Annotated in this window: 11 protein-coding genes; 7 read left to right on the top strand and 4 right to left on the bottom strand. The window is 62.9% G+C overall.

What is annotated here, in order from left to right:
- Positions 1-31: 31 nt before the first annotated feature.
- A complete protein-coding gene (locus AB4P90_RS20205; RefSeq protein WP_395605332.1) occupies positions 32-12,928 on the top strand; it encodes a non-ribosomal peptide synthetase in 12,897 nt (4,298 codons plus the stop codon).
- A 167-nt stretch (positions 12,929-13,095) separates the two neighbouring features.
- Positions 13,096-15,801: a hypothetical protein gene (locus AB4P90_RS20200; protein WP_395605331.1), complete on the top strand. Its 2,706-nt coding sequence runs from the start codon at positions 13,096-13,098 to the stop codon at positions 15,799-15,801.
- A gap of 76 nt (positions 15,802-15,877) precedes the next feature.
- Here the strand turns inward: AB4P90_RS20200 and dsbG are convergent, their stop codons facing one another.
- Genes dsbG through dsbD form a run of 3 tightly spaced genes read right to left on the bottom strand, consistent with a single transcriptional unit; the run spans position 15,878 to position 19,187 of the window.
- Positions 15,878-16,639 (bottom strand): thiol:disulfide interchange protein DsbG, encoded by a 762-nt coding sequence (gene dsbG, locus AB4P90_RS20195; RefSeq protein WP_014719310.1) that lies wholly within the window; start codon positions 16,637-16,639, stop codon positions 15,878-15,880.
- The gene (locus AB4P90_RS20190; protein ID WP_014719309.1) at positions 16,615-17,460 is read right to left on the bottom strand and encodes a TlpA disulfide reductase family protein; all 846 of its coding nucleotides are present in this window, start codon (positions 17,458-17,460) and stop codon (positions 16,615-16,617) included. The genes dsbG and AB4P90_RS20190 overlap by 25 nt, the downstream gene beginning before the upstream one ends.
- A complete protein-coding gene (dsbD, locus tag AB4P90_RS20185; RefSeq protein WP_020302231.1) occupies positions 17,460-19,187 on the bottom strand; it encodes a protein-disulfide reductase DsbD in 1,728 nt (575 codons plus the stop codon). Before dsbD ends, AB4P90_RS20190 begins: the two co-directional genes overlap by 1 nt.
- Before the next feature lie 175 nt (positions 19,188-19,362).
- Between dsbD and AB4P90_RS20180 the strand changes: the two genes are divergently transcribed.
- The 5 genes from AB4P90_RS20180 to AB4P90_RS20160 all read left to right on the top strand — a co-directional run bounded on the left by AB4P90_RS20180 (position 19,363) and on the right by AB4P90_RS20160 (position 24,226).
- Entirely contained in the window at positions 19,363-20,043 is a 681-nt protein-coding gene (locus AB4P90_RS20180; protein WP_014719307.1) for a response regulator, read from the top strand.
- Positions 20,043-21,362, top strand: a complete 1,320-nt coding sequence (locus AB4P90_RS20175) for an ATP-binding protein (protein ID WP_014719306.1) — start codon at positions 20,043-20,045, stop codon at positions 21,360-21,362. Before AB4P90_RS20180 ends, AB4P90_RS20175 begins: the two co-directional genes overlap by 1 nt.
- Positions 21,363-21,484: 122 nt before the next feature.
- Positions 21,485-22,258: an N-acetylmuramoyl-L-alanine amidase gene (locus tag AB4P90_RS20170; protein WP_060767617.1), complete on the top strand. Its 774-nt coding sequence runs from the start codon at positions 21,485-21,487 to the stop codon at positions 22,256-22,258.
- A 260-nt stretch (positions 22,259-22,518) separates the two neighbouring features.
- Complete coding sequence (locus AB4P90_RS20165; RefSeq protein ID WP_014719304.1) at positions 22,519-23,919, top strand: aspartate aminotransferase family protein; 1,401 nt, start codon at positions 22,519-22,521, stop codon at positions 23,917-23,919.
- Positions 23,920-24,001: 82 nt separating this feature from the next.
- The gene (locus tag AB4P90_RS20160) at positions 24,002-24,226 is read left to right on the top strand and encodes an MbtH family protein (RefSeq protein ID WP_003192847.1); all 225 of its coding nucleotides are present in this window, start codon (positions 24,002-24,004) and stop codon (positions 24,224-24,226) included.
- A 51-nt stretch (positions 24,227-24,277) separates the two neighbouring features.
- Here the strand turns inward: AB4P90_RS20160 and AB4P90_RS20155 are convergent, their stop codons facing one another.
- Complete coding sequence (locus AB4P90_RS20155) at positions 24,278-25,624, bottom strand: amidohydrolase (RefSeq protein WP_014719303.1); 1,347 nt, start codon at positions 25,622-25,624, stop codon at positions 24,278-24,280.
- Positions 25,625-25,638 lie beyond the last annotated feature (14 nt).

Below are 25,638 nucleotides of genomic sequence, written 5' to 3'. Positions count from 1 at the left end.
TTCCCGTAAGCCGATTTCAGGCAGGAACCCCATGATGGACGCCTTCGAACTCCCCCGCACCCTGGTCCAGTCCCTTCAACAGCGTGCTGCGCAGACACCGGATCAGGTGGCGTTGCGCTTCCTCGCCGAGAGCGCCGAGCACAGTGTGGTGCTCAGTTATCGCGACCTCGACCAACGCGCCCGCACCATCGCCGCTGCCCTGCAGGCCAACGTTGGCCTGGGCGAGCGTGCGGTGTTGCTGTTCCCCAGTGGCCCGGACTATGTGGCGGCGTTCTTTGGCTGCCTGTACGCCGGGGTGATCGCGGTGCCGGCGTATCCGCCGGAATCCACGCGTCGTCATCACCAGGAGCGCCTGCTGTCGATCATCAGCGATGCCGAGCCGCGGCTGCTGTTGACCATTGCCAGCCTCAGCGAGGGCCTGGCCCAGATTGAAAATGCGCCGCCGGTATTGAGCGTCGACACCCTGGAGGCGCAGCGGGCCGACCAGTGGGTCGAGCCCGACCTCAAGGCCGACGACATCGCGTTCTTGCAATACACCTCCGGCTCCACTGCATTGCCCAAGGGCGTGCAGGTCAGCCACGGCAATCTGGTGGCCAACGAAGTGCTGATCCGCCGTGGTTTTGGCATCGACCTCAACCCCGACGACGTGATCGTCAGCTGGTTGCCGCTGTACCACGACATGGGCCTGATCGGCGGCCTGCTGCAACCGATCTTCAGCGGCGTGCCCTGCGTGTTGATGTCGCCGGCCTACTTCCTTGGCCGACCTTTGCGCTGGCTGGAGGCGATCAGCGAATACGGCGGCACCATCAGTGGTGGGCCGGATTTCGCCTACCGCCTGTGCAGCGAACGGGTCAGTGAGTCGGCCCTGGAGCGCCTGGATTTGAGCCGCTGGCGCGTGGCCTATTCGGGTTCCGAGCCGATCCGCCTCGACACCCTGGAACGCTTTGCGGAAAAATTCGCGGCCTGTGGTTTCACCCCGAATAATTTCTTCGCCTCCTACGGTCTGGCCGAAGCCACCCTGTTTGTCGCCGGCGGCACCCGTGGCCATGGCATTCCCGCCCTGCGCCTGGACGAACAGGCGCTGGCCGCAAACCGTGCCGAACCGGGGCAGGGCCCTGCGATCATGAGTTGCGGCACCAGCCAGCCGGACCACGCCGTGCTGATCGCCGACCCGCACACCCTCACCGAACTGCCCGACCAGTGCGTCGGCGAACTCTGGGCCACGGGCCCGAGCATCGCCCACGGCTACTGGCGCAACCCGCAAGCCAGCGCCAAGACCTTCGTCCAGCATGCTGGCCGCACCTGGTTGCGCACCGGTGACCTGGGTTTTATCCGCGACGGTGAGGTGTACATCACCGGGCGCCTGAAAGACCTGCTGATCGTGCGCGGCCACAACCTCTACCCCCAGGACATCGAGCAGACCATCGAGCGCGAAGTGGAAGGGGTGCGCAAGGGCCGGGTTGCCGCGTTTGCGGTCAATGACCAGGGCCTGGAAGGCATCGGCATCGCCGCGGAAATCAGCCGCAGCGTGCAGAAAATCCTGCCGCCCGAAGCGCTGATCAAGGCGATCCGCCAAGCCGTGGCCGAGGCCTGCCAGCAAGCCCCGAGCGTGGTGGTGCTGCTCAACCCCGGCGCCTTGCCGAAGACCTCCAGCGGCAAAGTGCAGCGTGCGGCCTGTGCGCTTCGGCATGCCGATGGCAGCCTCGACAGCTACGCGCAGTTCCCCGGGCAGCAGGGGCCGGCGAGCGAAGTGGCGCTGGAATCGGACCTGCAACAGCAGATTGCGGCGATCTGGTGCGAGCAACTGCAACTGGCTCATGTGGCGGGCGACGATCACTTTTTCTTGCTGGGCGGCAACTCCATCACCGCGACCCAAGTGGTCGCGCGCCTGCGCGAAAGCCTCGGGCTGGAGCTGAACCTACGCCTGCTGTTCGAAGCGCCGACACTCGCGGCCTTTGCTGCGGCTGTGGCGCACCTGCAACAGGACGGCGGCGTGGCCCAAGGCGCAATACACGCGTTGTCACGTCAAGAAGACCTGCCCCAATCCCTGGCACAGAACCGCCTGTGGATCACCTGGCAATTGGACCCCCACAGCAGCGCCTACACCATTCCAGGCGCCTTGCACCTGCGCGGCGAGCTGGATGAAGACGCACTGCGCCACAGCTTCCAGCAACTGATCCAGCGTCACGAAGCCCTGCGCACGCGCTTCTACGAGCGCGATGGTCAGGCGTTTCAGCGTGTCGAGGCTACGGCGGATTTCGAACTGCCGGTCATCGACCTCAGCGACTTGCCAAACGACGTGCGCGAAGCCCGTGCGCAACAGGTTCGTGAAGACCAGGCGCGCAGCCCGTTCGATCTGGAAACAGGCCCGTTGCTGCGGGTTACCCTGGTGCGCCTGGGCGATGAAGAGCACCAACTGCTGGTGACGCTGCACCACATCATTGCTGACGGTTGGTCGCTGAATATCCTGATCGACGAGTTCTCGCGCCTGTACGCCGCTGCCGCCCAAGGCCAGTCCCTGGAGTTGCCGCCGCTGGCCTTGCAATACGCTGACTACGGCAGCTGGCAGCGCCAATGGTTGGCCGAAGGCGAGGGCCAGCGACAGCTGACGTACTGGACAGCGCAGTTGGGTGACGAGCACCCGGCCCTGAACCTGGCCACCGATCACCCGCGTGCCGCCCAGCATCGGCACAGCGCCTCGCGCCATCGCCAGCGCCTGGATGCGCGCCTCAGTGCGGCGATTCGCCAGACCGCCCAGGCCCACGACTCAACATCGTTCATGCTGTTGTTGGCGACGTTCCAGACCTTGCTCTATCGCTACAGTGGCCAGCGCGATATCCGTATCGGCGTGCCCAATGCCAACCGCCCACGCCATGAAACCCAGGGCCTGATCGGCTTCTTTATCAACACCCTGGTGCTGCGCGCCGAGCTGGACGGGCGCCTGCCGTTCAACCAGCTGTTGGCCGCCACTCGCGAGACCACATTGGCCGCCCAGGCGCATCAGGACCTGCCCTTCGAACAACTGCTGGAAGCCTTCCCCCAGGCCCGCGAACAGGGCCTGTTCCAGGTCATGTTCAACCACCAGCAGCGCGACCTCAGTGCCTTGCGCCGCCTGCCGGGCCTGCTGGCCGATGAGTTGCCCTGGCACAGCCGCGAAGCCAAGTTCGACCTGCAACTGCACAGCGAAGAAGATCGCAATGGGCGCTTGAGCCTGTCGTTCGACTACGCCGACGAGCTGTTCGATTGCGCGACCATCCAGCGTCTGGCCGAGCACTTTATCCATCTACTTCACGCTGTGTGCGCGCAACCACAACACGCCATCGGCGACCTGCCGTTGATGCAGGCTGACGAACAGCAACCCTGGAGCGAAGCCCCCTGCGCGCCGGCCCGGCACTGGCTGCCCGAGCTGCTCAACCAACAAACGTCGGACGCCACCGCATTGGTCTGGCAGGACGGCAGCCTGACCTTCGCCCAATTGCACACCCAGGCCAACCGCCTGGCCCATTACCTGCGCGACAAAGGCGTCGGCCCGGACGTGTGCGTGGCCATCGCCGCCGAGCGTTCGCCGCAACTGCTGATCGGCCTGCTCGCCATCATCAAGGCCGGTGGCGCCTACGTGCCGCTGGACCCGGATTACCCCGCTGAACGCCTGGCCTACATGCTCAAGGACAGCGGCGTGCAACTGCTGCTCACCCAGACCGCGTTGCTGCCCCAACTGCCCAGCGCCGAAGGCGTGTGCGTGATTGCCATGGACAGCCTGCATCTGGACAGCTGGCCGACCCAGGCGCCAGGCTTGCACCTGCACGGCGATAACCTCGCCTACGTGATTTACACCTCCGGTTCCACCGGCCAACCCAAAGGCGTGGGCACCACCCACGGCGCCCTGGCCGAGCGTTTGCAGTGGATGCAGGCCACCTATCAACTGAACGAAACCGATGTGCTGATGCAAAAGGCGCCAATCAGTTTCGACGTGTCGGTGTGGGAATGCTTCTGGCCACTGATTACCGGCTGCCGCCTGGTATTGGCCGGGCCGGGCGAACATCGCGACCCGCACCGCATCGCGCAGCTTGTGCAGGAACATGGGGTGACCACGCTGCACTTCGTGCCACCGTTGTTACAGCTGTTTATCGATGAACCCCTGGCAGCCGAATGCACCAGCCTGCGTCGCCTGTTCTCCGGTGGCGAAGCCTTGCCCGCCGAGTTGCGTAACCGTGTACTGGCGCGCTTGCCCGCGGTGCAATTGCACAACCGCTATGGCCCGACCGAAACCGCGATCAACGTCACCCACTGGCAGTGCGCCGCCTCGGATGGTGAGCGCTCGCCGATTGGCCGACCATTGGGCAATGTGATCTGCCGCGTACTGGACGAGCAACTCAACCCGCTACCGGCCGGTGTGCCGGGCGAATTGTGCATCGGCGGTATCGGCCTGGCGCGGGGTTACCTGGGCCGTGCCGGGCTGACGGCCGAACGTTTTGTCGCCGACCCGCTGGGCGCGGCGGGCACCCGCTTGTATCGCACCGGTGACCGTGCGCGCTGGAACGCCGATGGTGTGCTCGAATACCTCGGACGCCTCGATCAGCAGGTCAAGCTGCGGGGTTTCCGAGTGGAACCGGAAGAAATAGAAACGCGCCTGCTGGCCCAGGCAGGCATCGCCCAAGCCGTGGTGCTGGTACGTGATGCCCAGTTGATCGGCTACTACACCGCCGACGCCGAACTGGATGAGCAAAGGGTCAAAATCGCCCTGGCTGCCGAGTTGCCGGAGTACATGGTGCCCGCGCTGCTGATGCGCCTGGACGCCATGCCCCTGAGCCCCAGCGGCAAGCTCGACCGGCGTGCCTTGCCAGAGCCGGTATGGCAAACCCGCGAACACGTCGAACCGCATACACCTTTGCAACTGCACATCGCCGCGATCTGGCGCGAGGTGCTTGGCTTGCCACGCATCGGCCTGCGCGATGACTTTTTCGCACTCGGCGGGCACTCGTTGCTGGCCACGCAAATCATCTCCCGCACCCGCCAGGCCTGTGACGTCGAACTGCCGCTGCGCACCCTGTTCGAAGCCAGCGAGCTGGGCGATTTCGCCGAGCAGGTCGGGCTGATCCAGGCGGCGGGCCAGCGCAACCAACAGACGGCCATCGCCAAAGTCGACCGCAGCCAGCCGGTCCCCTTGTCCTATTCCCAGCAGCGCATGTGGTTCCTCTGGCAGATGGAACCGGACAGCCCGGCCTACAACGTCGGCGGCATGGCGCGCCTGCGCGGCGTGCTGGATGTGGGACGTTTCGAGGCCGCCTTGCAGGCCTTGATCATGCGTCACGAAACCCTGCGCACCACTTTCCCCAGTGTCGATGGTGTGGCCTGTCAAAAGGTCTCGGCGCAAACCAATGTGCGCATGGACTGGCAGGATTTCTCCGCGCTGAATGAGCCGCAGCGCCAGCAGCGTTTGCAGCAACTGGCCGATGTCGAGGCGCACACGCCGTTCAACCTGGAAACCGGGCCGCTGTTGCGCGCCTGCCTGGTCAAGGCCGGCGAGCAGGAACATTACCTGGTGCTGACCCTGCACCATATCGTCACCGAAGGCTGGGCCATGGACATCTTTGCCCGTGAACTCAGCGCCTTGTATGAAGCCTTTATCGACGAGCGCGACTCACCGCTGCCAACGTTGCCGGTGCAGTACCTCGATTACAGCGTATGGCAACGCCAGTGGATGGAAGCCGGTGAGCGCCAGCGTCAGCTGGACTACTGGACCGCCCAACTGGGCAACGAACACCCATTGCTGGAACTGCCCGGCGACCGTCCGCGGCCACCGGTGCAAAGCCATCGGGGCGAGCTGTACCGCTTTGATTTGAGCGATGAGCTGGCCGCCCGCGTGCGAGCCTTCAACGCCCAGCACGGCCTCACGCTGTTCATGACCATGACCGCGACCCTGGCGGTGTTGCTCTACCGCTACAGCGGCCAGACCGACCTGCGCATCGGCGCGCCAGTGGCCAACCGTATCCGTCCGGAAAGCGAAGGCTTGATTGGCGCGTTCCTCAATACCCAGGTGCTGCGTTGCCAGCTCACTGGGCAGATGCGGGTCAGCGAGCTGTTCGAGCAGGTGCGCCATACCGTGATCGAGGGCCAGTCCCATCAGGACCTGCCGTTCGACCATCTGGTGGAAGCCCTGCAACCGCCGCGCAGCGCGGCGTACAACCCGTTGTTCCAGGTGATGTGCAACGTGCAGCGCTGGGAGTTCCAGCAAAGCCGCCAACTGGCTGGCATGACCGTGGAGTACCTGGCCAACGATGCGCGGGCGACCAAGTTCGACCTCAACCTGGAAGTCACCGACCTCGACCATCGCCTGGGTTGCTGCCTGACCTACAGCACCGACCTGTTCGACGAGCCGCGTATTGCGCGTATGGCCGAGCATTGGCGCAACTTGCTTGAAGCGTTGGTCGCCGATCCTGGCCAGCGCCTGAGCGAATTGCCGTTGCTGAGCGCAGATGAACAACGCGCCTTGCAAGACAGCCTGGGGGTGGGGAAGGGCGAGCATCGCCTCGACCAGTGCATCCATCAACTGTTCAGCCAGCAGGCCAGCCAGCGGCCGGAGTCCCCGGCGCTGACCTTTGCCGGTGTGACCCTCTCGTATGCGCAACTGGATGAGCGCGCCAACCGCCTGGCCTGGATGCTGCGCGAGCGTGGCGTGGGCCCGCAGGTGCGCGTGGGCCTGGCGCTGCCGCGTTCGCTGGAAATGGTCATCGGTTTGCTGGCGATCCTCAAGGCCGGCGGTGCCTATGTGCCGCTGGACCCCGAATACCCGCTGGATCGCTTGCATTACATGATCGAAGACAGTGGCATCGGCCTGCTGCTCAGTGATGCGGCCCTGTTCGAAGCCCTGGGTGAATTGCCGGCGACGGTGGCGTGCTGGTGCCTGGAGGATGACTCGCCGGTGCTGGCCAATTACCCCGCCGAGGCGCTGCCGCTGGTGAGCCTGGCGCAACACCAGGCGTACCTCATCTACACCTCGGGTTCCACGGGCAAGCCCAAAGGTGTGGTGGTGTCCCACGGTGAGATCGCCATGCATTGCCAGGCAGTGATCGAGCGGTTTGACATGCGCCCGGATGACTGCGAACTGCACTTTTACTCGATCAACTTCGACGCTGCCACCGAACGTTTGCTGGTGCCGCTGCTGTGCGGGGCGCGGGTGGTATTGCGCGCCCAGGGCCAGTGGGATGCCGAAGAGATCTGCGCGCTGATCCGTACCCATCGCATCAATGTGCTCGGTTTCACCCCCAGCTACGGCAGCCAGTTGGCGCAGTGGCTGGCGACCCAGCAACAGACACTGCCGGTGCGCATGTGCATCACCGGTGGCGAAGCCTTGACCGGCGAACACCTGCAACGCATCCGTGCGGCGTTTACGCCCCAGCTGTTCTTCAACGCCTACGGCCCCACCGAAACCGTGGTGATGCCCCTGGCCAGCCTGGCGCCCGAGCAGTTGGAGGAGGGCGCTGGCAGTGTGCCGATCGGTAGCATCGTCGGCGCGCGCGTGGCCTACATTCTCGACGCCGACCTGGCGCTGGTGCCCCAGGGCGCCAGCGGTGAGCTGTATATCGGTGGCGCCGGCCTGGCCCAGGGTTACCACCAGCGGCCGGGGATGACGGCGGAGCGCTTTGTCGCAGACCCGTTTGCTGGCAAGGGTGGGCGCCTGTACCGCACCGGCGACCTGGTACGCCAACGCGCCGATGGCCTGGTGGAGTACCTGGGGCGCATCGACCATCAGGTGAAGATCCGCGGTTTTCGCATCGAACTGGGCGAAATCGAAACGCGCTTGCTCGAACATGACGCTGTGCGCGAAGCGGTGGTACTGGCACTGGAGGCGCCGAGTGGCAAGCAACTGGTGGCGTACCTGGTCAGCGATGCCGAGCACGCCGCCTTGCGCGACGCGTTGAAGGCGCACCTCAAGGCGCAACTGCCGGACTACATGGTGCCCGCGCATCTGATCGTGCTGCAGAGCATGCCGCTGACCGCCAACGGCAAGCTAGACCGCCGCGCCTTGCCTGAGCCGGACCCAGAGGCCAATCGCCAAGCCTACGTCGCGCCCCGCAGCGAGCTGGAACACAGCCTGGCCGCCATCTGGTGCGCGGTGCTGAACGTGGAGCAAGTGGGCCTCGACGATAACTTCTTTGAACTGGGCGGCGACTCGATCCTGTCGATCCAGGTGGTGAGCCGGGCGCGCCAGGCCGGGATTCATTTCAGCCCCCGTGACCTGTTCCAGCACCAGACCGTACAGAGCCTGGCTGCCGTGGCGACTCGCTCGGAGCTCATCATCGCCGAGCAAGGATTGCTGACCGGCCCCTCGGGCCTCACGCCGATCCAGCACTGGTTCTTCGACACCGACATCCCGGCTCGCCAGCACTGGAACCAGGCGTTGGTGCTCAAGCCACTGCAACTGCTCGATGCCCATCGCCTGGAGCAAGCGCTGCTGGCCGTGCTGGAACACCACGACGCGCTGCGCTTGAGCTTTACCCCGCGTGGCGCGCAATGGCATGCCGAGCACTTGGGCGTGCCGGAAGGTGGCGTGCTGCTGCAGGCGCAGGTGCGCGACATGCAGGCGTGCACGGCGTTGTTCACCGACACCCAGCGCAGCCTCGACCTGGCACAGGGGCCGCTGTTGCGCGCCTTGCTGGTGGACGGGCCGCAAGGCCAGCAGCGCTTGCTGATCGCCATCCATCACCTGGTGGTGGACGGCGTGTCGTGGCGCGTCCTGCTGGAAGACCTGCAAAACGTTTATCGCCAACTCAGTGAAGGCCAGTCCGTCAGCCTGCCGGCCAAGACCAGCGCGCTGCGCGATTGGGCTGCGCGCTTGCAAGCCTATGCCCACAGTGAGTCCTTGCGCGAAGAGTTGAGCCTGTGGCAAGCGCAATTGGCTGGCCCGGCCGTGGCCTTGCCGGTGCAGCGTCCCCAAGGCGCACGGCGCAATAGCGATGCCGAAACGGTCAGCGTGCGCCTGGATGCCGAGCGCACCCGGCAGTTGCTGCAACAGGCGCCGAGTGCCTATCGCACCCAGGTCAACGACCTGTTGCTGACCGCCCTGGCCCGCGTACTGTGCCGCTGGAGCGGGCAGGCCTCGGCACTGATCCAACTGGAAGGCCATGGCCGCGAAACCTTGTTCGATGACATCGACCTGACCCGCAGCGTGGGCTGGTTCACCAGTGCCTACCCGTTGCGTCTGACGCCGCAGGCCGAGCAAGGCGACTCGATCAAGGCGATCAAGGAGCAACTGCGTGGCGTGCCGCATAAAGGCTTGGGTTATGGCGTACTGCGTTACCTGGCCGATGATCTGTGCAAGCAGAGCATGGCCGCATTGCCGAGCGCGCAGATTACCTTCAACTACCTGGGCCAGTTCGACCAGAGCTTTGGCACTGACGCGCTGTTCCATCCGCTGGAGGAATCCGCCGGTCAGGCCCATGACCCGGATGCGCCGTTGCCCAACGAACTGAGCATCGACAGCCAGGTGTATGGCGGCGAGCTAGTGCTACGCTGGACCTTCAGCCGTGAGCGGCATGATCAGCAGGTGATTGGCGATCTGGCCGAAGCTTACCTGGCCGAATTGCACAGCCTGATCGCCCATTGCCTGCAGGACGATGCCGGCGGCCTCACGCCGTCCGACTTCCCCCTGGCGCGCCTGACCCAGGTGCAACTGGACGCCTTGCCGGTCCCGGCCAGCGCCATCGAAGACGTCTACCCGCTGACCCCGATGCAGGAGGGCCTGCTGCTGCACACGCTGCTGGAGCCCGGCACCGGCCTGTATTACATGCAGGACCGCTATCGCATCAACAGCGCCCTGGACCCGGAGCGTTTTGCCCAGGCCTGGCAAGCGGTGATCGCCCGCCACGAAGCTTTGCGTGCCTCGTTCTGCTGGAACGTCGGCGAAGACATGCTGCAAGTGATCCACAAGCCCGGCAGCACGCCGATTGAGTACCTGGACTGGAGCGCCGACCCGCAGGATGAGCAGGAGCCGCGTCTGCAAGCCTTGCTCAAGGCCGAGCGCGAAGCCGGCTTTGACCTGCTCAATCAAGCACCTTTCCACTTGCGCCTGATCCGCGTGGCCGAGGCGCGCTACTGGTTCATGATGAGCAACCACCACATCCTGATCGATGCCTGGTGCCGTTCGCTGCTGATGAATGACTTCTTCGATATCTACACAGCCCTGGGCGAAGGCCGCGATGCGCAACTGGCCGCGCCGCCGCGCTACCGCGACTACATTGCCTGGCTGCAACGCCAGAACCTCAACGAAGCGCGCCAGTGGTGGCAGCAAAACTTGCAAGGCTTCGAGCGCGCCACGCCGATCCCGAGCGACCGCCCGTTCCTGCGCGAACACGCTGGTGGCAGCGGCGGCATGGTGGTGGGCGACTGCTACACCCGCCTGGATGCCCGCGACGGTGCGCAACTGCGCGAACTGGCCCAGGCGCATCAGCTTACCGTCAACACCTTCGCCCAGGCGGCGTGGGCCCTGGTGCTGCGGCGTTTGAGTGGTGATCGCGATGTGTTGTTCGGCGTCACCGTGGCCGGGCGCCCGGTGGACATGCCCGAGATGCAACGCACCGTCGGGCTGTTTATCAACAGTATCGCGCTGCGGGTGAAACTGCCCGAGGATGATCAGCCTTGCAGCGTGCGCCAGTGGTTGAGCGCTTTGCTCGACAGTAATATGCAGTTGCGCGAGTACGAGTACCTGCCGCTGGTGTCGATCCAGGAACACAGCGAATTGCCCAAGGGCCAGCCGCTGTTCGACAGCCTGTTTGTGTTCGAGAACGCACCGGTGGAAGTCTCGGTGCTGGACCGTGCGCAAAGCCTGAACGCCACCTCGGATTCCGGGCGTACCCACACCAACTTCCCGCTGACTGCCGTGTGCTATCCGGGGGATGACCTCGGTTTGCACCTGTCCTACGACCAGCGTTATTTCGACGAAAGCACCGTGCAAGGCATGCTCGCTGAGTTCAAACGCCTGTTGCTGGCGCTGGTGCAGGGCTTCCATGGCGACATGGCCGAGCTGGCGCTGATGGGCGAGCAGGAGCGTGAGTTTCTCGTGGAAGGCTGTAACCAGAGCGCACATGCCTACCCGCTGGAACGCAGCTATATCGAGTTGTTCGAGGCGCAGGTCGCACAGCATCCGCAACGTATCGCCGCCAGCTGCCTCGATCAGCAATGGAGCTATGACGAGCTGAATCGCCGCAGCAATGGCCTGGGCCACGCGCTGATTGCGGCGGGTGTGGGGCAGGATCAACCGGTGGCGTTGCTGGCTGAACGTGGGTTGGACCTGCTGGGCATGATCATCGGCAGCTTCAAGGCCGGCGCCGGTTACCTGCCGTTGGATCCTGGGCTGCCAGGTCAACGCCTGAGCCGCATCATCGACTTGAGCCGCACACCGTTGCTGGTGTGCACCGAAGCGTGCCGGGAACAGGCCATCGAACTGCTTGAAGGCTTCGACTGCCAGTTGCTGGTGTGGGAGGAAATCCCCGCCCGTGGCGAAAACCCAGGCATCTACAGTGCCCCGGACAACCTTGCCTACGTGATCTACACCTCGGGTTCCACTGGCTTGCCCAAAGGCGTGATGGTCGAACAGCGCGGCATGCTCAACAACCAGTTGAGCAAAGTGCCGTACCTGAACTTGAGCGATGCCGATGTGATCGCCCAGACCGCGTCGCAAAGCTTCGATATTTCCGTCTGGCAGTTCCTCGCCGCGCCGCTGTTTGGCGCACGGGTGGACATTGTGCCCACTACCATCGCCCATGATCCGCAAGGGTTGCTGGCCCACGTTCAAACACAGGGCATCACCGTGCTGGAGAGTGTGCCGTCGCTGATTCAGGGCATGCTGGCCCAGGAGCGTATCAGCCTCGACGGCCTGCGCTGGATGTTGCCGACCGGGGAGGCCATGCCGCCGGAGTTGGCGCACCAGTGGTTGCTGCGCTATCCGCAGATCGGTCTGGTTAACGCGTATGGCCCGGCGGAATGCTCCGATGATGTGGCGTTCTTCCGCGTCGATCTGGCGGCGACCCGTGGCACTTACCTGCCGATTGGTACGCCGACCGACAACAACCGTTTGTACCTGCTCGATGGCGCATTGGAACTGGTGCCCCAAGGCGCCGTGGGCGAGTTGTGCGTCGCTGGCACCGGTGTCGGTCGCGGCTACGTCAGCGATCCGCTGCGTACTGCCCAGGTCTTTGTGCCCAACCCATTTGGCGCGCCCGGCGAGCGGCTCTACCGTACCGGCGATCTGGCGCGGCGCCGCAGCGACGGCGTGTTGGAGTACGTCGGTCGGATCGACCATCAAGTGAAGATTCGCGGCTACCGCATTGAACTGGGTGAAATCGAAGCGCGCCTGCACGAACAACCTGACATCCGCGACGCGGCGGTCGGCGTTCAGGAGGGCGTCAATGGTAAGCATCTGGTTGGCTACCTGGTGGCGGCCGATGCAACATTGAACACTGGCGAGCGCCTGGAGCGCATCAAGCAACGCCTGCGTGCCGAACTGCCCGAATACATGGTGCCGCTGCATTGGCTATGGCTTGACCGCCTGCCCCTGAATGCCAACGGCAAACTCGACCGCAAGGCCCTGCCGGCCCTGGAGATTGGCCAGTTGCACAGCCAGGACTATGTGGCGCCTCGCACCGAACTGGAAGCCACGTTGGCGGGTATCTGGGCCGAGGTGCTGAGGGTCGAACGGGTCGGGGTGCGGGACAACTTCTTCGAACTGGGCGGGCACTCGCTGCTGGCTACGCAGATCGCTTCGCGGGTGCAGAAGACGTTGCAGCGCGACGTGCCGCTGCGGGCGATGTTCGAGTGCAGCACGGTGGCGGAGTTGGTCGGGTATATCGAGGGGTTGGTGGGCAATGAGATCAGTGCCGAGAAGGTGGATCGGTTGAGTGATTTGATGGCGGAGCTTGAGGGGCTTTAAGGCAAGAGTGGAGGGCTGCCCGTTGGTCGGGTAGCGCCGTTTTTTCCGTGAGAACTGTCAATTCTGACAGTAGGCACAGGCATGAAAAAAAGACCTACTGGTAGGGAGCTACTTGGCTGGCAAGGTTGGCCAAGAATAAAAACACCCTGAACACGGAGTTCTCTCATATGGCCAAACAAACGTCAGCCGCAACCCCTGAGGCCTCATCGAGCGCTGAAAGCTCGCCAAAACCCAAGAGCCCTAGACCGAAAGCGGTTAAGCCAAATGCGCTGGAAGTCAACGCCCCGTTGATTTCCAGCGAGGTTCACGGAAGCGTCGCTCCATCCGCAATGATCGGCTCATATCTGACCGTTGATCCACGTATGGACAGGTCAGACATCACCGTAACGTTCAGCGCGAAGGAGGCGCCTGAACTTGTACTTGACGATGTGGTGGATTCAAGCGATGAGCCAGGGGCCAGGGATATTGAAATTCCATTGGACTACTTGACGACGCTCATGGGGTTCACGGCTCTTATTTCATACACAGGCAGGTCGCAAGGTCAGCCCGCGGCTTCTCTGGTCAAGGAAGTGGGCATATCGTTCTACCCGGCAAGTGAAAGTGAAGAGCTTGCGCCTCGACTGTTTCATGAAAAAATCCTGCATAACACGCCTACTTATGACATGAACGACCATCAAGGGAACGAGCCGGTTGTCGTGCCGCTCCATCCTCTTGCGAAGGCGGGCGATAAGGTTTACTGCACGGCGGTCACCGAGCAAGACGCCCCTCCACACGCGTTCTACACCGTGATTTACGACCATGTATTGACCGAAGAGGAAATCGCCAGCGGTGTTCCACTTCGTCCCGAAATTTCACGGGGCTGGCTGGCACGGCGTAAACCATGGAGATCCATCACACTCCAGTCTGCCTGGATCACCAGCGGCTTACCGGCCGAACCCCCTGCTGACGTTGATCCTCATCTTGAAACGCGCTTACCGAGAAATGCGCTCGAAGTTCAGCGTCGCCGCACTGCGGCTTTGATTGTGGCGCCTGAGTTAGACCTGCCACCTCCGCGTCTGAGGCAGTCTGTGGAATACAACGGTGAATGGCTGCTCAACCCTGAACTTACCAAAGAGGGCGGAGATGTAGAAGCTCTCAACCTGGACACCTATGCAGGCGACCGTATCTGTTTCTATGTAAACGGGCTCGGGTATGGACGAAAACTGCTTGATTGCGTGACCATTGAGCATGACGGCGATCTTCCGGCTGTCACTCTGTCGCCCTGTATCGTCGCGTGTTTCTTCGACAAATCTATGACGCTGACCTACACCCTTGCGTTCAACGATAATGAACAGCAATCCCCTGGACAGGTGGTCGGTGTTTCAGCGCCCAAATTTCCCCACTCGGATATTGAAGAGGCAACCAGAGGGACGCTGGACCTCCGCACATTCAGCGAGAATGCGATGGCCAAGGTGCCTGTATGGGCCTATGCCGAGTGCTCGAACCGGTGTTGGATGTGGGCTACTGGTGAGCATGAAGACGGTAGCGCCTATAGGTTCGATATTTTAGCGGGTGTCGCAGTTACTGATGATTGGAAGGCGCATGGGGTCGATGCACCTATCCGCAGGAGTGATCTGCAAAAGCTGGCCGATTGCAGCACGTTTACATTGCACTTTGCGGTGGGTTTTTGCGAGGCCTCTACGCATGCGAACGCGCTGGTGTTCCCTTCGCAGGTTTTCAACATCGAGCAGGAGCCGTTTGTCCTGCCTGAGCCTTCAGTGACCGAAGCAGTGGGCTCTGATTTGACCGCTTGGAATGGTCGTGGCGGTGTGCATGTGGAAGTGAATTACGTTGGCAGCAACCCCAAACACAGCATCAGTGTTTGCTGGCGCAAGCAAGACGATACCTGCTGGCCCCTGATTTCCAAACCCGGCAGTGCGGTAGGGTCTGTCATCTTCGCTCTGCCGCCGGAAGCGGTCATTGAGGGCATGGGAGAAACCATACCTATCACTTACACCGTGGCCACTGCGTGCAAGGTCCAGACTTCACTGCCTCTGAATTTGAATATCAGTCTGCCTACGCGTCTGGAAACGCCGAACGTGCTGGAGGCGACGCCGCCAAAGACCCAGAATGCCATCTTGGACACTAGAATATTTGCCGGGAATGCCAACTCCCACGAAGACCCTATGTGGTTTTTGCGGGCAGGGCAGAAGTGCTGGCTGCGGGCAACTGGAACTGATAAAAACGACACCCCTTATACGTTCGATATATATGCCGACAGGACCATTACACCTCAGGAGGTGACAGAAGGGGTGACATATCCAGTCCTGCGATCGGAGTTGGATAAGTTAAAAGACAACACCCAGTTGACGCTGACATTCAGTGTGGCAACGGGCGCTAGTTTGAATGAGAATGTGGTATGCCCATCGCGGACACTGGTCGTGCGCGTGATCACGTTAGTCACCGAGGACTTTACGACTACGCTGCCGGGTTACTTTCCGGCGGGCTCTCCAGCACAGACGCCGACAATGACCATTACAGCCAGGTCCGGTATCGTCGGTATCCATGCGGCTTCACCAGCTGTTCCTGGAATGACCTCAGGCAATGCCATCGCATTGAGTTGTTCCACTGGCACTGAGGGGCCGACGCCCTCTCAAACAGTTGACCTATTTCTTAAACGCGAGTATCTGCGTGTCAGGTTTGCTTTTACGCGCAATGCCTATTATGGGGTGTGCTACTTCTATGGCCGCAACGGCGAACTCCTTGGGACGCGTTCGGGATTGTCAGTCAATAGCTGGGTAGACTTCAGCGCCCCGGATGGAAAGTTAATCAACAAGATCAGCGTTGTTAGTCAGCAGCACTCGTACTTGGATAGCTTCCAGTTCTACTACTGACTAAGTGGGCCGGCTTGTCGGCCTAAGTGCTTTTTTAACATGCTCCCGGTAACGCGGGAGCATTTCTTTTTTTACGCTACTTCGGCCCAAGAATCTTCACCAACTTCTCCGGCGAAGGCGCCCCTTGCTGCTGCTGCAACCCACCCTTGTCATCCAGATAGAAGATCGCCGGCGTCGCCGACAACTCCAGTTCATCCATCAGCTTCATATTGGCATCAAGCTTGGCCTCGACCTCGGCCGGGATCTTTTCCAGCGCCTTGAGCTTGCTGCCCTTGCCGGCGGCTTCGTGTTCTTGCAGGGCTTTTTGCGGGTCTTTGGCGGCGAGCAGGGCCGCGGATTTGCCTGGGCTGTCTTCGCGGATGATGCCGACCATGATGTGGCGCAACTGCACCTTGCCGGCCTTCACCCACGGGCGCGCCTGTTCCCAGAACATGTTGCAGTACGGGCAGTTGGGGTCGCTGAACAGGTAGACGGTGCGCGGGGCATTTTTGTCGCCGTCCTGGATCCAGCTGCTGTTTTCCATCTTGGCCCAGACTTCCTTGGCCATCGGCGCGTACACCAGTTTTTCCAGGGGCGCGGTGCTCAGGTCATTGCCCTGGGCGTCGTACAGGTTGCCCGCGATCACGTGCTTGCCGTCGGCGGTCAGGTACAAGGCCATGCCACGGTTCTGGTACTGGGCGGCGTAGCCGGTAAGGCCACTGGGCGCATCGAATTTGCCGATGATCTTGGCACCCTTGGCTTCGATCTGTTTGATCGGGGCCGGCAGGTCTTCGGCCTGGGCCAGCGTAGCGGCTAGCGTCAAAGGCAGCAGGGTCAGCAGGTGGCGGAGGCGAGGCATGTCGGTTTCCTTGTTGTGGTGTTGTCGAAGGGTTCCATGGCACGAGCCAGGCTGGCTTCGGAGAGTTCGCCCAGGTGGCTGTTGATCAGGCGCCCATCGGCTTGGTAGAACAGCGTAGTCGGCAAGGCCATGGAACCCACGGCCTGGCCGAGGCGGCCGCTGGCGTCGAACAGCACGTTGTCCAGGGTCAGGCCCTGGGTGGCCAGGTAGGTGCTGACGCTTTGCATGCTTTCGGCCTGGTTGACGAACAGGAAGGTCACGTCGGGGCGCATGCGCTGGGCGTTTTCCAGTACGGGCATTTCGCGCCGGCACGGCGGGCACCAGGTGGCCCAGAGGTTGATCACCAAGGGGCCGCCCTGATAATCCGCCAGTTGCACCACCTCGCCATTGGCATTGCGCAGGGTGATGTCCGGCAGGCGTGTGCCTTTTTCGTACAGGCTCAGGGACAGGCTGGTCATGCCCCAGAACAACAGGCCGGTGATCACCCCGGCGCTGAGCGGCTTGCGAAGGGTCGGGCGACGCCAGCCGTACGCCAGCGCGCCGAGGATCAGCGCGATGATCCCGGGCCAGGCGAGAAAGCCGCCGTCACGCAGGTCGACCATTTCCACCCAGTCGTTGCTGTAATAACTCCAGTACATCAGCACAAAGCTGACCCGGGCGGCGAGCAGGCCCAGCAGAAACAGGCTGAACAGCACCGACTCCGGGTTTTCGCCGCCGCGCTTGGCCACGCGCCAGCCCACCAGGGTGGCGAGAATCAGCGCGCTGATCAGCAGCAGGTGATTCAGGGCGATGGCGAAGGTGCCGATGGTAAGGGTCAGCATCAGAGAGCGTCCCGCGTCTGGGTCCAGCGTTGCAGGAAGGCGGCGGCGTCTACTTCCCCGGTGATGCGTTGGGCGCGGCGTTCTTCACCGTCCGGGCCGATCCACACGAAGCTCGGTGGCCCTGGCACTTTGTAGCGGCCCAGCAGCTCGCGGCTGGCGGCGTTGTCGGCGGTGACGTCCAGGCGCAGCAAGCGCACGTTTTTGAGCGCGTCCATCACCTCGGGTTTGCCGAACACCTGTTTTTCCATGATCTTGCACGACACGCACCAGTCGGCGTAATAGTCCAACAGCACCCACTGGCCCTGGGCCTTGGCGCTGTCGAGTTGGCTTTGCAGTACGGCCGGGTCGTTGATCGTGGTGAAGGCATCGTGGGCGCTCGGTGCACCGGCGACCTTTGAGCCGCTGTAAACCTTCAAGGGTTGCCACAGCTCATCGCTGCCACCGGCCGCCCCCACCACCAGCACCGCGCCCCACAGGCCCAGCACCAGGGAACCGGCGCCGAACACCTTGGCCGCCAGGCCGAACTCACGGGCCAGCGCCCAGCCACAGTACGCCATCACCAGCGCCAAGGCGCCCCACAGGCCGATCCACAGGCTGTCGCCGACTACCGGGCGAATCATCAGCACCGCGGTGCCCAGGAACAGGAAGCCGAAGATGCCCTTGAGCACGTTCATCCAGGTACCCGGCTTGGGCAGGAAGCGGTTGCCCACAGTGACCAACAGCAACAACGGAATGCCGATACCGATGCCCATGGCGAACAGGATCAGGCCGCCGTGCAGCGCATTGCCGCTTTGAGCGATATACAACAGGGCGCCGGCCAGGGGCGCGGTCATGCACGGCCCCACCAGCAGGCCGGACAATGCGCCGAGCACACCGGCACCCACCAGGCTGCCACCGCTTTGCTGGCGGCTGACGTTATCGAGGCGGTCGCGCAGGAAGGCGGGCAGTTGCAGTTCAAAGAAGCCGAACATCGGCAGGGCGAGCAGCACGAACAACGCCGCAAAGCTGCCAAGGATCCAGGGGGTTTGCAGCAACGCCGCCAGGTTGGCGCCGAGCAACGCGGCCATCACCCCCAGGGCGGCATACACCAGCGCCATGCACACCACGTAACTGCCGGCCAAGGCAAAGCCACGGCGCGGGCTGGCGCCACTGCCCACCACCAGGCCGGCGAGGATCGGCAGCATCGGCAACGAGCAGGGCGCAAACGCCAACAGCAGGCCCAGGCCGAAGAACACCAGCAGGCTCCACCCCAGGCTGCGCTGTTGCAGGCCGCTGGCCAGGCTTTGGTCCTGGGCTTGCGCGGTCGCGGCGACGGCCGGGTTGCCGCCCAGGTCCACGGTGATCGACTGCGGCGGATAGCACAGACCCGCATCGGCGCAGCCCTGCCAGCCGAGCTTGACCTGGCCGGTGGTGCCGGCGGGGATCTTCACTTCCAGGCCCTGGCGATAGACTTGCTGCTCGCCAAAGAACTCGTCGCTATGGGCTTCACCCTCGGGCAGCACGGGTTTTTCGGCCAGGCCGTCGAACTTCATGCGTTGCTGGTACAGGTAATAACCGTCGGCAATCTGCCAAAACAGCTGGGTTTCGCCGCTCTCAAGACGTTCGGAGGTAAAGGCGAAGGCTTTGCCCACCGGGAGGAAGTCGGGTTTGGTTTCGAAGGGGCTGCCCGGCGCTGCCTGGGCGAATCCCGCGAACAACACCAGCAGAAAGGTAAACAGATGCCGCATGGTCAAGCCTTAGTTCGATGCAAGTGAGGCACACAATGTGTGGCGTTGATTAACCGATGATTAACCGCCGCTATTCTAGAGCGTAGGGATTATCCGGTGTTGCGAACTTTAGCGGCATAATGCGCGCTTAATCCGTGGCTTTTCTAATCGCGCCATCTTTTATGAAGGGTTAACCATGCACGTACTGGTCTGTGAAGACGACGAACTGATCGCCAGTGGCATCGTGGCCGGCCTGACTGCCCAGGGCTTCACCGTGGAGCGCGTGGCCACGGCCTCGGCTGCGCGGGCGATGCTCAAGGCCGCGGCCTTCGACATTATGGTGCTCGACCTTGGCCTGCCCGACGAAGACGGCCTCAAGCTGCTGCAACAACAGCGCAGCCAGGGGTTGGACATTCCGGTGCTGATCCTCACCGCGCGGGACTCGGTGACCAACCGCGTCGACGGCCTGCAAGCCGGCGCCGACGACTACCTGCTCAAGCCCTTCGACCTGCGTGAACTCGCTGCTCGCCTGCAAACCCTGCTGCGCCGTGTGGCGGGACGCAGCGTCAATCTGATCGAACATGGCCGCCTGGCCTACGACCCCAGCAGCCGCGAGACCTTCCTCGGCGGCCAGCCGGTAGATTTGTCCCGGCGTGAACAGGCGTTGTTGCAGGCGCTTTTGCACAACAAGGGCCGCGTACTGTCCAGTGAACAGCTCAAGGACAGCGTCTACGGCTTCAGCGACGAACTGGAAAGCAACGCCCTCAACGTGCATATCCACCACCTGCGGCGCAAGTTGGGCAATGGCATCGTCGAAACCGTCAGGGGGCTGGGCTATCGCCTGGGCACCGCTGATGGGGGAGAAAACACGCCGTGATGAGCTTGCGCCTGCGCCTGACGTTCAAGCTGGGCGCCGCTTTTGTACTGATCTGGGTGCTGGCGGCCGCCTGGATGCTCAACGATTTGCGCAACCAGATGATGTTTTCCCTCGACCAGCGCCTGGTGGCTTCGGCGCGCATGGTAGCCGGGCTCACCGAGCAGATGCCGGGCCTGGCCAGCGTCAGCGGTGGCGCGCATTTGCGTACCGAACAGCTGAATGTGCCGGGCGGCATGGCCTGCCAGGTCAGTTCGTTGCGCGGCGAGATCCTGGCGCGCAGCCATACCACGCCGGAGGAAGGGCTGGAGTCGCGCCGCAGCGGTTTTCGCGACCAGATCATCGACGGCGTGGGCTGGCGCAGCTTTACCCTGTCCCGTGGCGACTTGCTGATCACCACCGCCGACCGCCAGGTGGAGCGTGAAGCCCTCAACCTGTCGATCCTGCTGGCGGCGTCGGTGCCGGTCGGTGTGGCATTGCTGGGCTGCCTGTGCCTGCTATGGCTGGGCATCGGCCAGAGCCTGGTGCCGCTCAACCGTATGCGTGATGCCTTGATGCGGCGCAGTGCCGATTCCCTGGAACCCTTGCAGATTCACCCGCTGCCCAGTGAACTCAAGCCGTTGCTCGACACCCAGAACCAACTGCTGCAGCGCATCGCCAAGACCATCGAGCGCGAACGTCGCCTGACCGGCGACGCCGCCCATGAGCTGCGCAGCCCGTTGACCGCGATCAAGACCCACCTGCAAGTCGCGCGCATGACCGAGGGCGCGGCCCGCGACCAGTCCCTGGCGCACGCCGAGGAGGGCGCCGACCGCTTGCATCGCACCCTGGAGCAACTGTTGTTGCTGGCGCGGGTGGAGGGCAGCCTGTCGTTTGACGATGGCCTGCAATCCAGTGCCGAGGAAGTCGCCCGGTTGGCGATCCAGGATGCCAACGCCGGCGACAATTCACGCATTGATCTGATCCTGGCGCCGGATCTTTCCCCTGTTCCAGTGGCAATGCCCGTTGGCCTTGCCGTCGCGGCCTTGCGTAACCTGCTGGACAACGCCTTGCGCCATACCCCCGCCGATACCCGCGTGGAACTGCAGGTGTTTTCTACCCCGGATAACGTGGTGTTCCGCGTGCGTGACCATGGCCAGCAGATCTCCAGCGAAGACCTGCAATACCTCACCCAACGCTTTTGGCGCAATGGCAGCAGCGAAGGTTGTGGCCTGGGCTTGGCGATTGTCCAGGCGATCGTGCAGCGTTGCTCCTGCTCGCTGCACTTCGACAGCCAGCCCGATGGTATGCGGGTCGACCTGGGCATGCCGTTGCGGCGCTGAGCTGCCCTTTTCACGTGGCAAATAATTACCGCCCGCCTGAGGCTCAAGTCTTCAGGATGGCGGTAATTTTTTGTGCTTGAACGGGCCGAATGAGTCGGCCTGAATTGAAAAGGACTGTTCTTATGTTGGTGATCGACACCAGTTTCCCTGCCAGGGATTTCAACGACCGCCGCGGCGAATCCGTGCAGCAGGTGATTGTGCACTACACCGCAGCGCCCTTTGCTTCATCGCTACGCACCCTCACTCAAGATGGCGTCAGCGCCCACTACCTGCTGCCCGACCCCGATGAGCCCAGCTACTGTGCTGCCGGTTATGAAGAGCTGCGCGTGTTTCGCCTGGTGGACGAGGGCCAGCGCGCCTGGCACGCCGGCGTGAGTTATTGGGCGGGGAAGGCGGATCTCAACAGCCGCTCGGTGGGCATTGAAATCGTCAACCTGGCGCGGGATGACGCGGGCGTCTTTACCTTTACGCAATACGCACCCGCGCAGATTGACCTACTGATTGCATTGCTTCGCGACCTGCTGGAGCGCTATCCGCAGGTCGGCCCTACTGACTGGCTCGGGCATTCGGACGTGGCCTACTGGCGCAAGAGCGATCCGGGGCCTCGGCTGCCCTGGCGTCTGCTGCATGAAGCCGGCATTGGGGCTTGGTTTGATGAGCAGACGCGGGCGATGTACCAGCGCCGCTTTTGTCTCGGCTTGCCGCCGGAGGTCGAGGTGGAGAGGGCGTTTCAGCGTTATGGGTATAAGCCGGCGCAGAATCGCCGGGCCTTTGAGCAGCGCACCCGGGCGTTCCAGATGCACTTTCGGCCACGGGATTATTGTGGATTCCTGGATGCAGAGACGTGCGCGATTCTTTATGCGCTGAATGAAAAATACCGCGGGCTTCGGAGCTGAGCGCTGTTCAAATGTGGAAGCTGGCTTGCCTGCGAAAGCGGTAGTGCAGTAACCGATGCAGCGACTGACACACTGCCTTCGCGAGCAAGCCCGCTCCCACATTTTAATCTCCCCACAATCGGTAAATATCCGACCAACCTCCTAAATCCCCGTGCACCTGAAGCGTCTCCACAACAGGAAATCCGTGCGCATGCCCTTGGGCCAGACGCCAACGGATCGGCAGTTTGGTCACGATCAACAGCGTATTGAGGGATCCAGAGATGTCAGTCGCTACCAGCCGTATCGAAGACGCCCCGGTGCAGGCCGCGGAAACGCTCTATCAGTTTGACGAAAGCCCGCTGCTGGCCCGCCAGCGCCAGCAGGAATCCAACGCCCGCAGCTACCCTCGGCGCATCCCCTTGGCGCTCAAGCGCGCCAAGGGGATCTACGTGGAGGACGTCGAGGGGCGTCGGTTCATCGATTGCCTGGCCGGCGCCGGAACCCTGGCGCTGGGGCATAACCACCCGGTGGTGATCCAGGCCATCCAGCAAGTGCTGAGCGACGAACTGCCCCTGCACACCCTGGACCTGACCACGCCGGTCAAGGATCAATTCGTGCAGGACCTGTTCGGTTTGCTGCCTTCGGAGCTGGCGCGAGAAGCGAAAATCCAGTTCTGCGGCCCCACCGGCACCGATGCGGTGGAAGCCGCGTTGAAGCTGGTGCGCACCGCCACCGGGCGCAGCACCGTGCTGTCGTTCCAGGGCGGCTATCACGGCATGAGCCAGGGCGCGCTGAGTTTGATGGGCAGCCTGGGACCCAAGAAACCCTTGGGCGCCTTGCTCGGCAATGGCGTGCAGTTCCTGCCATTCCCGTATGACTACCGTTGCCCGTTTGGGCTGGGTGGCGCCGAAGGCGTGCGGGTCAACCTGCATTATCTGGAGAATCTGCTCAACGATCCGGAAGCCGGCGTGTTGCTGCCAGCGGCGGTGATTGTCGAAGTGGTCCAGGGCGAGGGTGGCGTGATCCCGGCGGACCTCGACTGGCTGCGTGGCCTGCGCCGTATCACCGCGCAAGCGGGGGTGGCGCTGATCGTCGATGAAATCCAGAGTGGTTTTGGGCGTACCGGCAAAATGTTTGCCTTCGAACACGCCGGCATCATCCCGGACGTGGTGGTCATGTCCAAGGCGATTGGCGGCAGCCTGCCCCTGGCGGTGGTGGTGTATCGCGACTGGCTCGACACCTGGCTGCCTGGCGCCCATGCCGGGACCTTCCGTGGCAACCAGATGGCGATGGCGGCAGGCTCAGCGGTGATGCGCTACCTCAGGGATCACGACTTGGCGGGCCATGCGGCGGCCATGGGTGAGCGCCTGGGCGAACACCTGCGCATCCTGCAGCGCGACTTCCCGCATCTGGGGGATATCCGTGGGCGTGGGCTGATGCTGGGGGTGGAGCTGGTAGACCCGACTGGCACGCCGGATAGTCAGGGCCACCCACCGGTGCATCGCCAGTTGGCGCCGCTGGTGCAGCGCGAATGCCTCAAGCGCGGGCTGATCCTGGAACTGGGCGGGCGCCATGGCAGTGTGGTGCGTTTTCTGCCACCGCTGGTGATCACCGCTGGCGAAGTCGACCAGGTGGCCGAGATTTTCGGGCGCGCCTTGGCGGCGGCTGTGGCCAGCGTCTAATTTTCCAGGCCCTTGGTACGTTTCTACAGATATCAGTGCTGCGCGTGGTGCGCAGCCAGCCTTTGAGCGACGGAGAACAGCAATGACCTCAGTATTTGACCGCGACGACATCCTCTTTCAGGTAGTGGTCAACCATGAAGAACAGTATTCGATCTGGCCCGACTATAAGGCCGTGCCGGAAGGCTGGCGCACCGTGGGCAAGAGCGGCATGAAGAAAGAATGCCTGGCCTACATCGAGGAAGTCTGGACCGATATGCGCCCGCTGAGCCTGCGCCAGAAAATGGACGGCGCGGCCCTCGCCAACTGATTCACCTGGGTTCAAATGTGGGAGGGGGCAAGCTCCCTCCCACATCAAGCATTACAGTGATGTGTGGGTGTAGAGGTAATCCGTCGCCAACGACGCCAGTGTCCTCACGCCCACCACCAACGCCGACTCATCCACAAAGAACCCAGGGTTGTGATTTGGCGCCGCCTTGCTCATGTCCTGGTCCCTTGGGGTCACCCCCAGGAAGACAAACAGCCCCGGCGCCTCCTTGGCATAGAACGAGAAGTCTTCGGCGCCACCCACCAACGGGCCTTGCACCACATCATCCTGAGCCGCCCAGCGCAGGCTCGGCAGCATTTTCTCGGTCAGCGCCGGATTGTTGATGGTGGGGTCGTACTTCTCGATGATCGTCACTTCGGCCTTGGCGCCACCGCTTTCGGCGATTTTCTCTACGGTCTGGCGCACATCCCCATGCAGCTTCTGGCGAATGCCGTAGTCGTAGGAGCGAATGGTGCCGCTCATGTCCACCGACTCGGGGATGATGTTATAGCGGGTGCCACCGTTGATGGTGCCGATGCTCACCACAGAGGGGAATGACGAAATATCGGTACGGCGGCTGACTACGGTCTGCAAGCCGACAATGGTTTGCGCGCCGACGGTGATCGGGTCGATACCGTCCCAGGGGCGGCCGGCGTGGGTCTGTTTGCCGAGGATCCTGATGCGCAGGTCATCGGAACTGGCCAGGGTCGGGCCCGGGCGATAGGCGATTTGCCCGGCAGGCACACCGGCCCATACGTGCAGGCCAAACACCGCGTCAGGCTTGGGCGCTTTCATTACGCCTTCCTGCACCATCATCTTCGCGCCCCAGGTGTTCTTGCCGTCGGGGATAAAATCGCTGGGGCCTTCTTCGGCCGGTTGGAAATAAAACACCACGGTGCCGGGCAGCCGCTCGCGCATCCCGGTAAGAATCTTCGCAGTGCTCAGCAGGATAGCGGTATGGGCGTCGTGGCCGCAGGCGTGCATCACGTCGACTTCTTTGCCCAGGTAGGTGCCCTTGGCTTTGGAGGCGAAGGGCAGGTCGGCGACTTCCTTGACCGGCAGCGCATCCATGTCGGCGCGCAGGGCCACGGTCGGGCCGGGCAGGGCACCTTTCAAGATGGCGACGACGCCAGTGCGGGCCACCCCGGTCTTTACTTCAAGGCCGAGTTCGCGCAACTGTTTGGCGACCAACTCGGCGGTGCGGGTTTCGGTATTGCCCAGTTCGGGATGGGCGTGGATATCGCGGCGGGTTTCCAACAGGCTGGGTTCGAGGATTTTTGCCTGGGCGGCAATGGTTTCCCGAGCACTGTCCTGGCCGCTGCTGGCGGCGATCACTGCACTGCTCGCGACCGCGCCGAGCAGACCCAAAACCCATTGGTGTGTCAGACCGTTCATTCGCATACCAACCTCTCCTT

The organism is Pseudomonas sp. B16120 (assembly GCF_044218845.1).
Classification (GTDB): domain Bacteria; phylum Pseudomonadota; class Gammaproteobacteria; order Pseudomonadales; family Pseudomonadaceae; genus Aquipseudomonas; species Aquipseudomonas paracarnis.
This window is presented reverse-complemented; position numbering and strand designations above follow the sequence as displayed.

Excerpts from the sequence above, each read along its gene's own strand:
- AB4P90_RS20170 (WP_060767617.1), top strand. The coding sequence starts at position 21,485 with ATGTTGGTGATCGACACCAGTTTCCCTGCCAGGGATTTCAACGACCGC.
- AB4P90_RS20175 (WP_014719306.1), top strand. The coding sequence starts at position 20,043 with ATGAGCTTGCGCCTGCGCCTGACGTTCAAGCTGGGCGCCGCTTTTGTA.
- AB4P90_RS20155 (WP_014719303.1), bottom strand. The coding sequence starts at position 25,624 with ATGCGAATGAACGGTCTGACACACCAATGGGTTTTGGGTCTGCTCGGC.
- AB4P90_RS20190 (WP_014719309.1), bottom strand. The coding sequence starts at position 17,460 with ATGCTGACCCTTACCATCGGCACCTTCGCCATCGCCCTGAATCACCTG.
- AB4P90_RS20160 (WP_003192847.1), top strand. The coding sequence starts at position 24,002 with ATGACCTCAGTATTTGACCGCGACGACATCCTCTTTCAGGTAGTGGTC.
- AB4P90_RS20165 (WP_014719304.1), top strand. The coding sequence starts at position 22,519 with ATGTCAGTCGCTACCAGCCGTATCGAAGACGCCCCGGTGCAGGCCGCG.
- AB4P90_RS20200 (WP_395605331.1), top strand. The coding sequence starts at position 13,096 with ATGGCCAAACAAACGTCAGCCGCAACCCCTGAGGCCTCATCGAGCGCT.
- AB4P90_RS20180 (WP_014719307.1), top strand. The coding sequence starts at position 19,363 with ATGCACGTACTGGTCTGTGAAGACGACGAACTGATCGCCAGTGGCATC.
- dsbG (WP_014719310.1), bottom strand. The coding sequence starts at position 16,639 with ATGCCTCGCCTCCGCCACCTGCTGACCCTGCTGCCTTTGACGCTAGCC.
- AB4P90_RS20205 (WP_395605332.1), top strand. The coding sequence starts at position 32 with ATGATGGACGCCTTCGAACTCCCCCGCACCCTGGTCCAGTCCCTTCAA.
- dsbD (WP_020302231.1), bottom strand. The coding sequence starts at position 19,187 with ATGCGGCATCTGTTTACCTTTCTGCTGGTGTTGTTCGCGGGATTCGCC.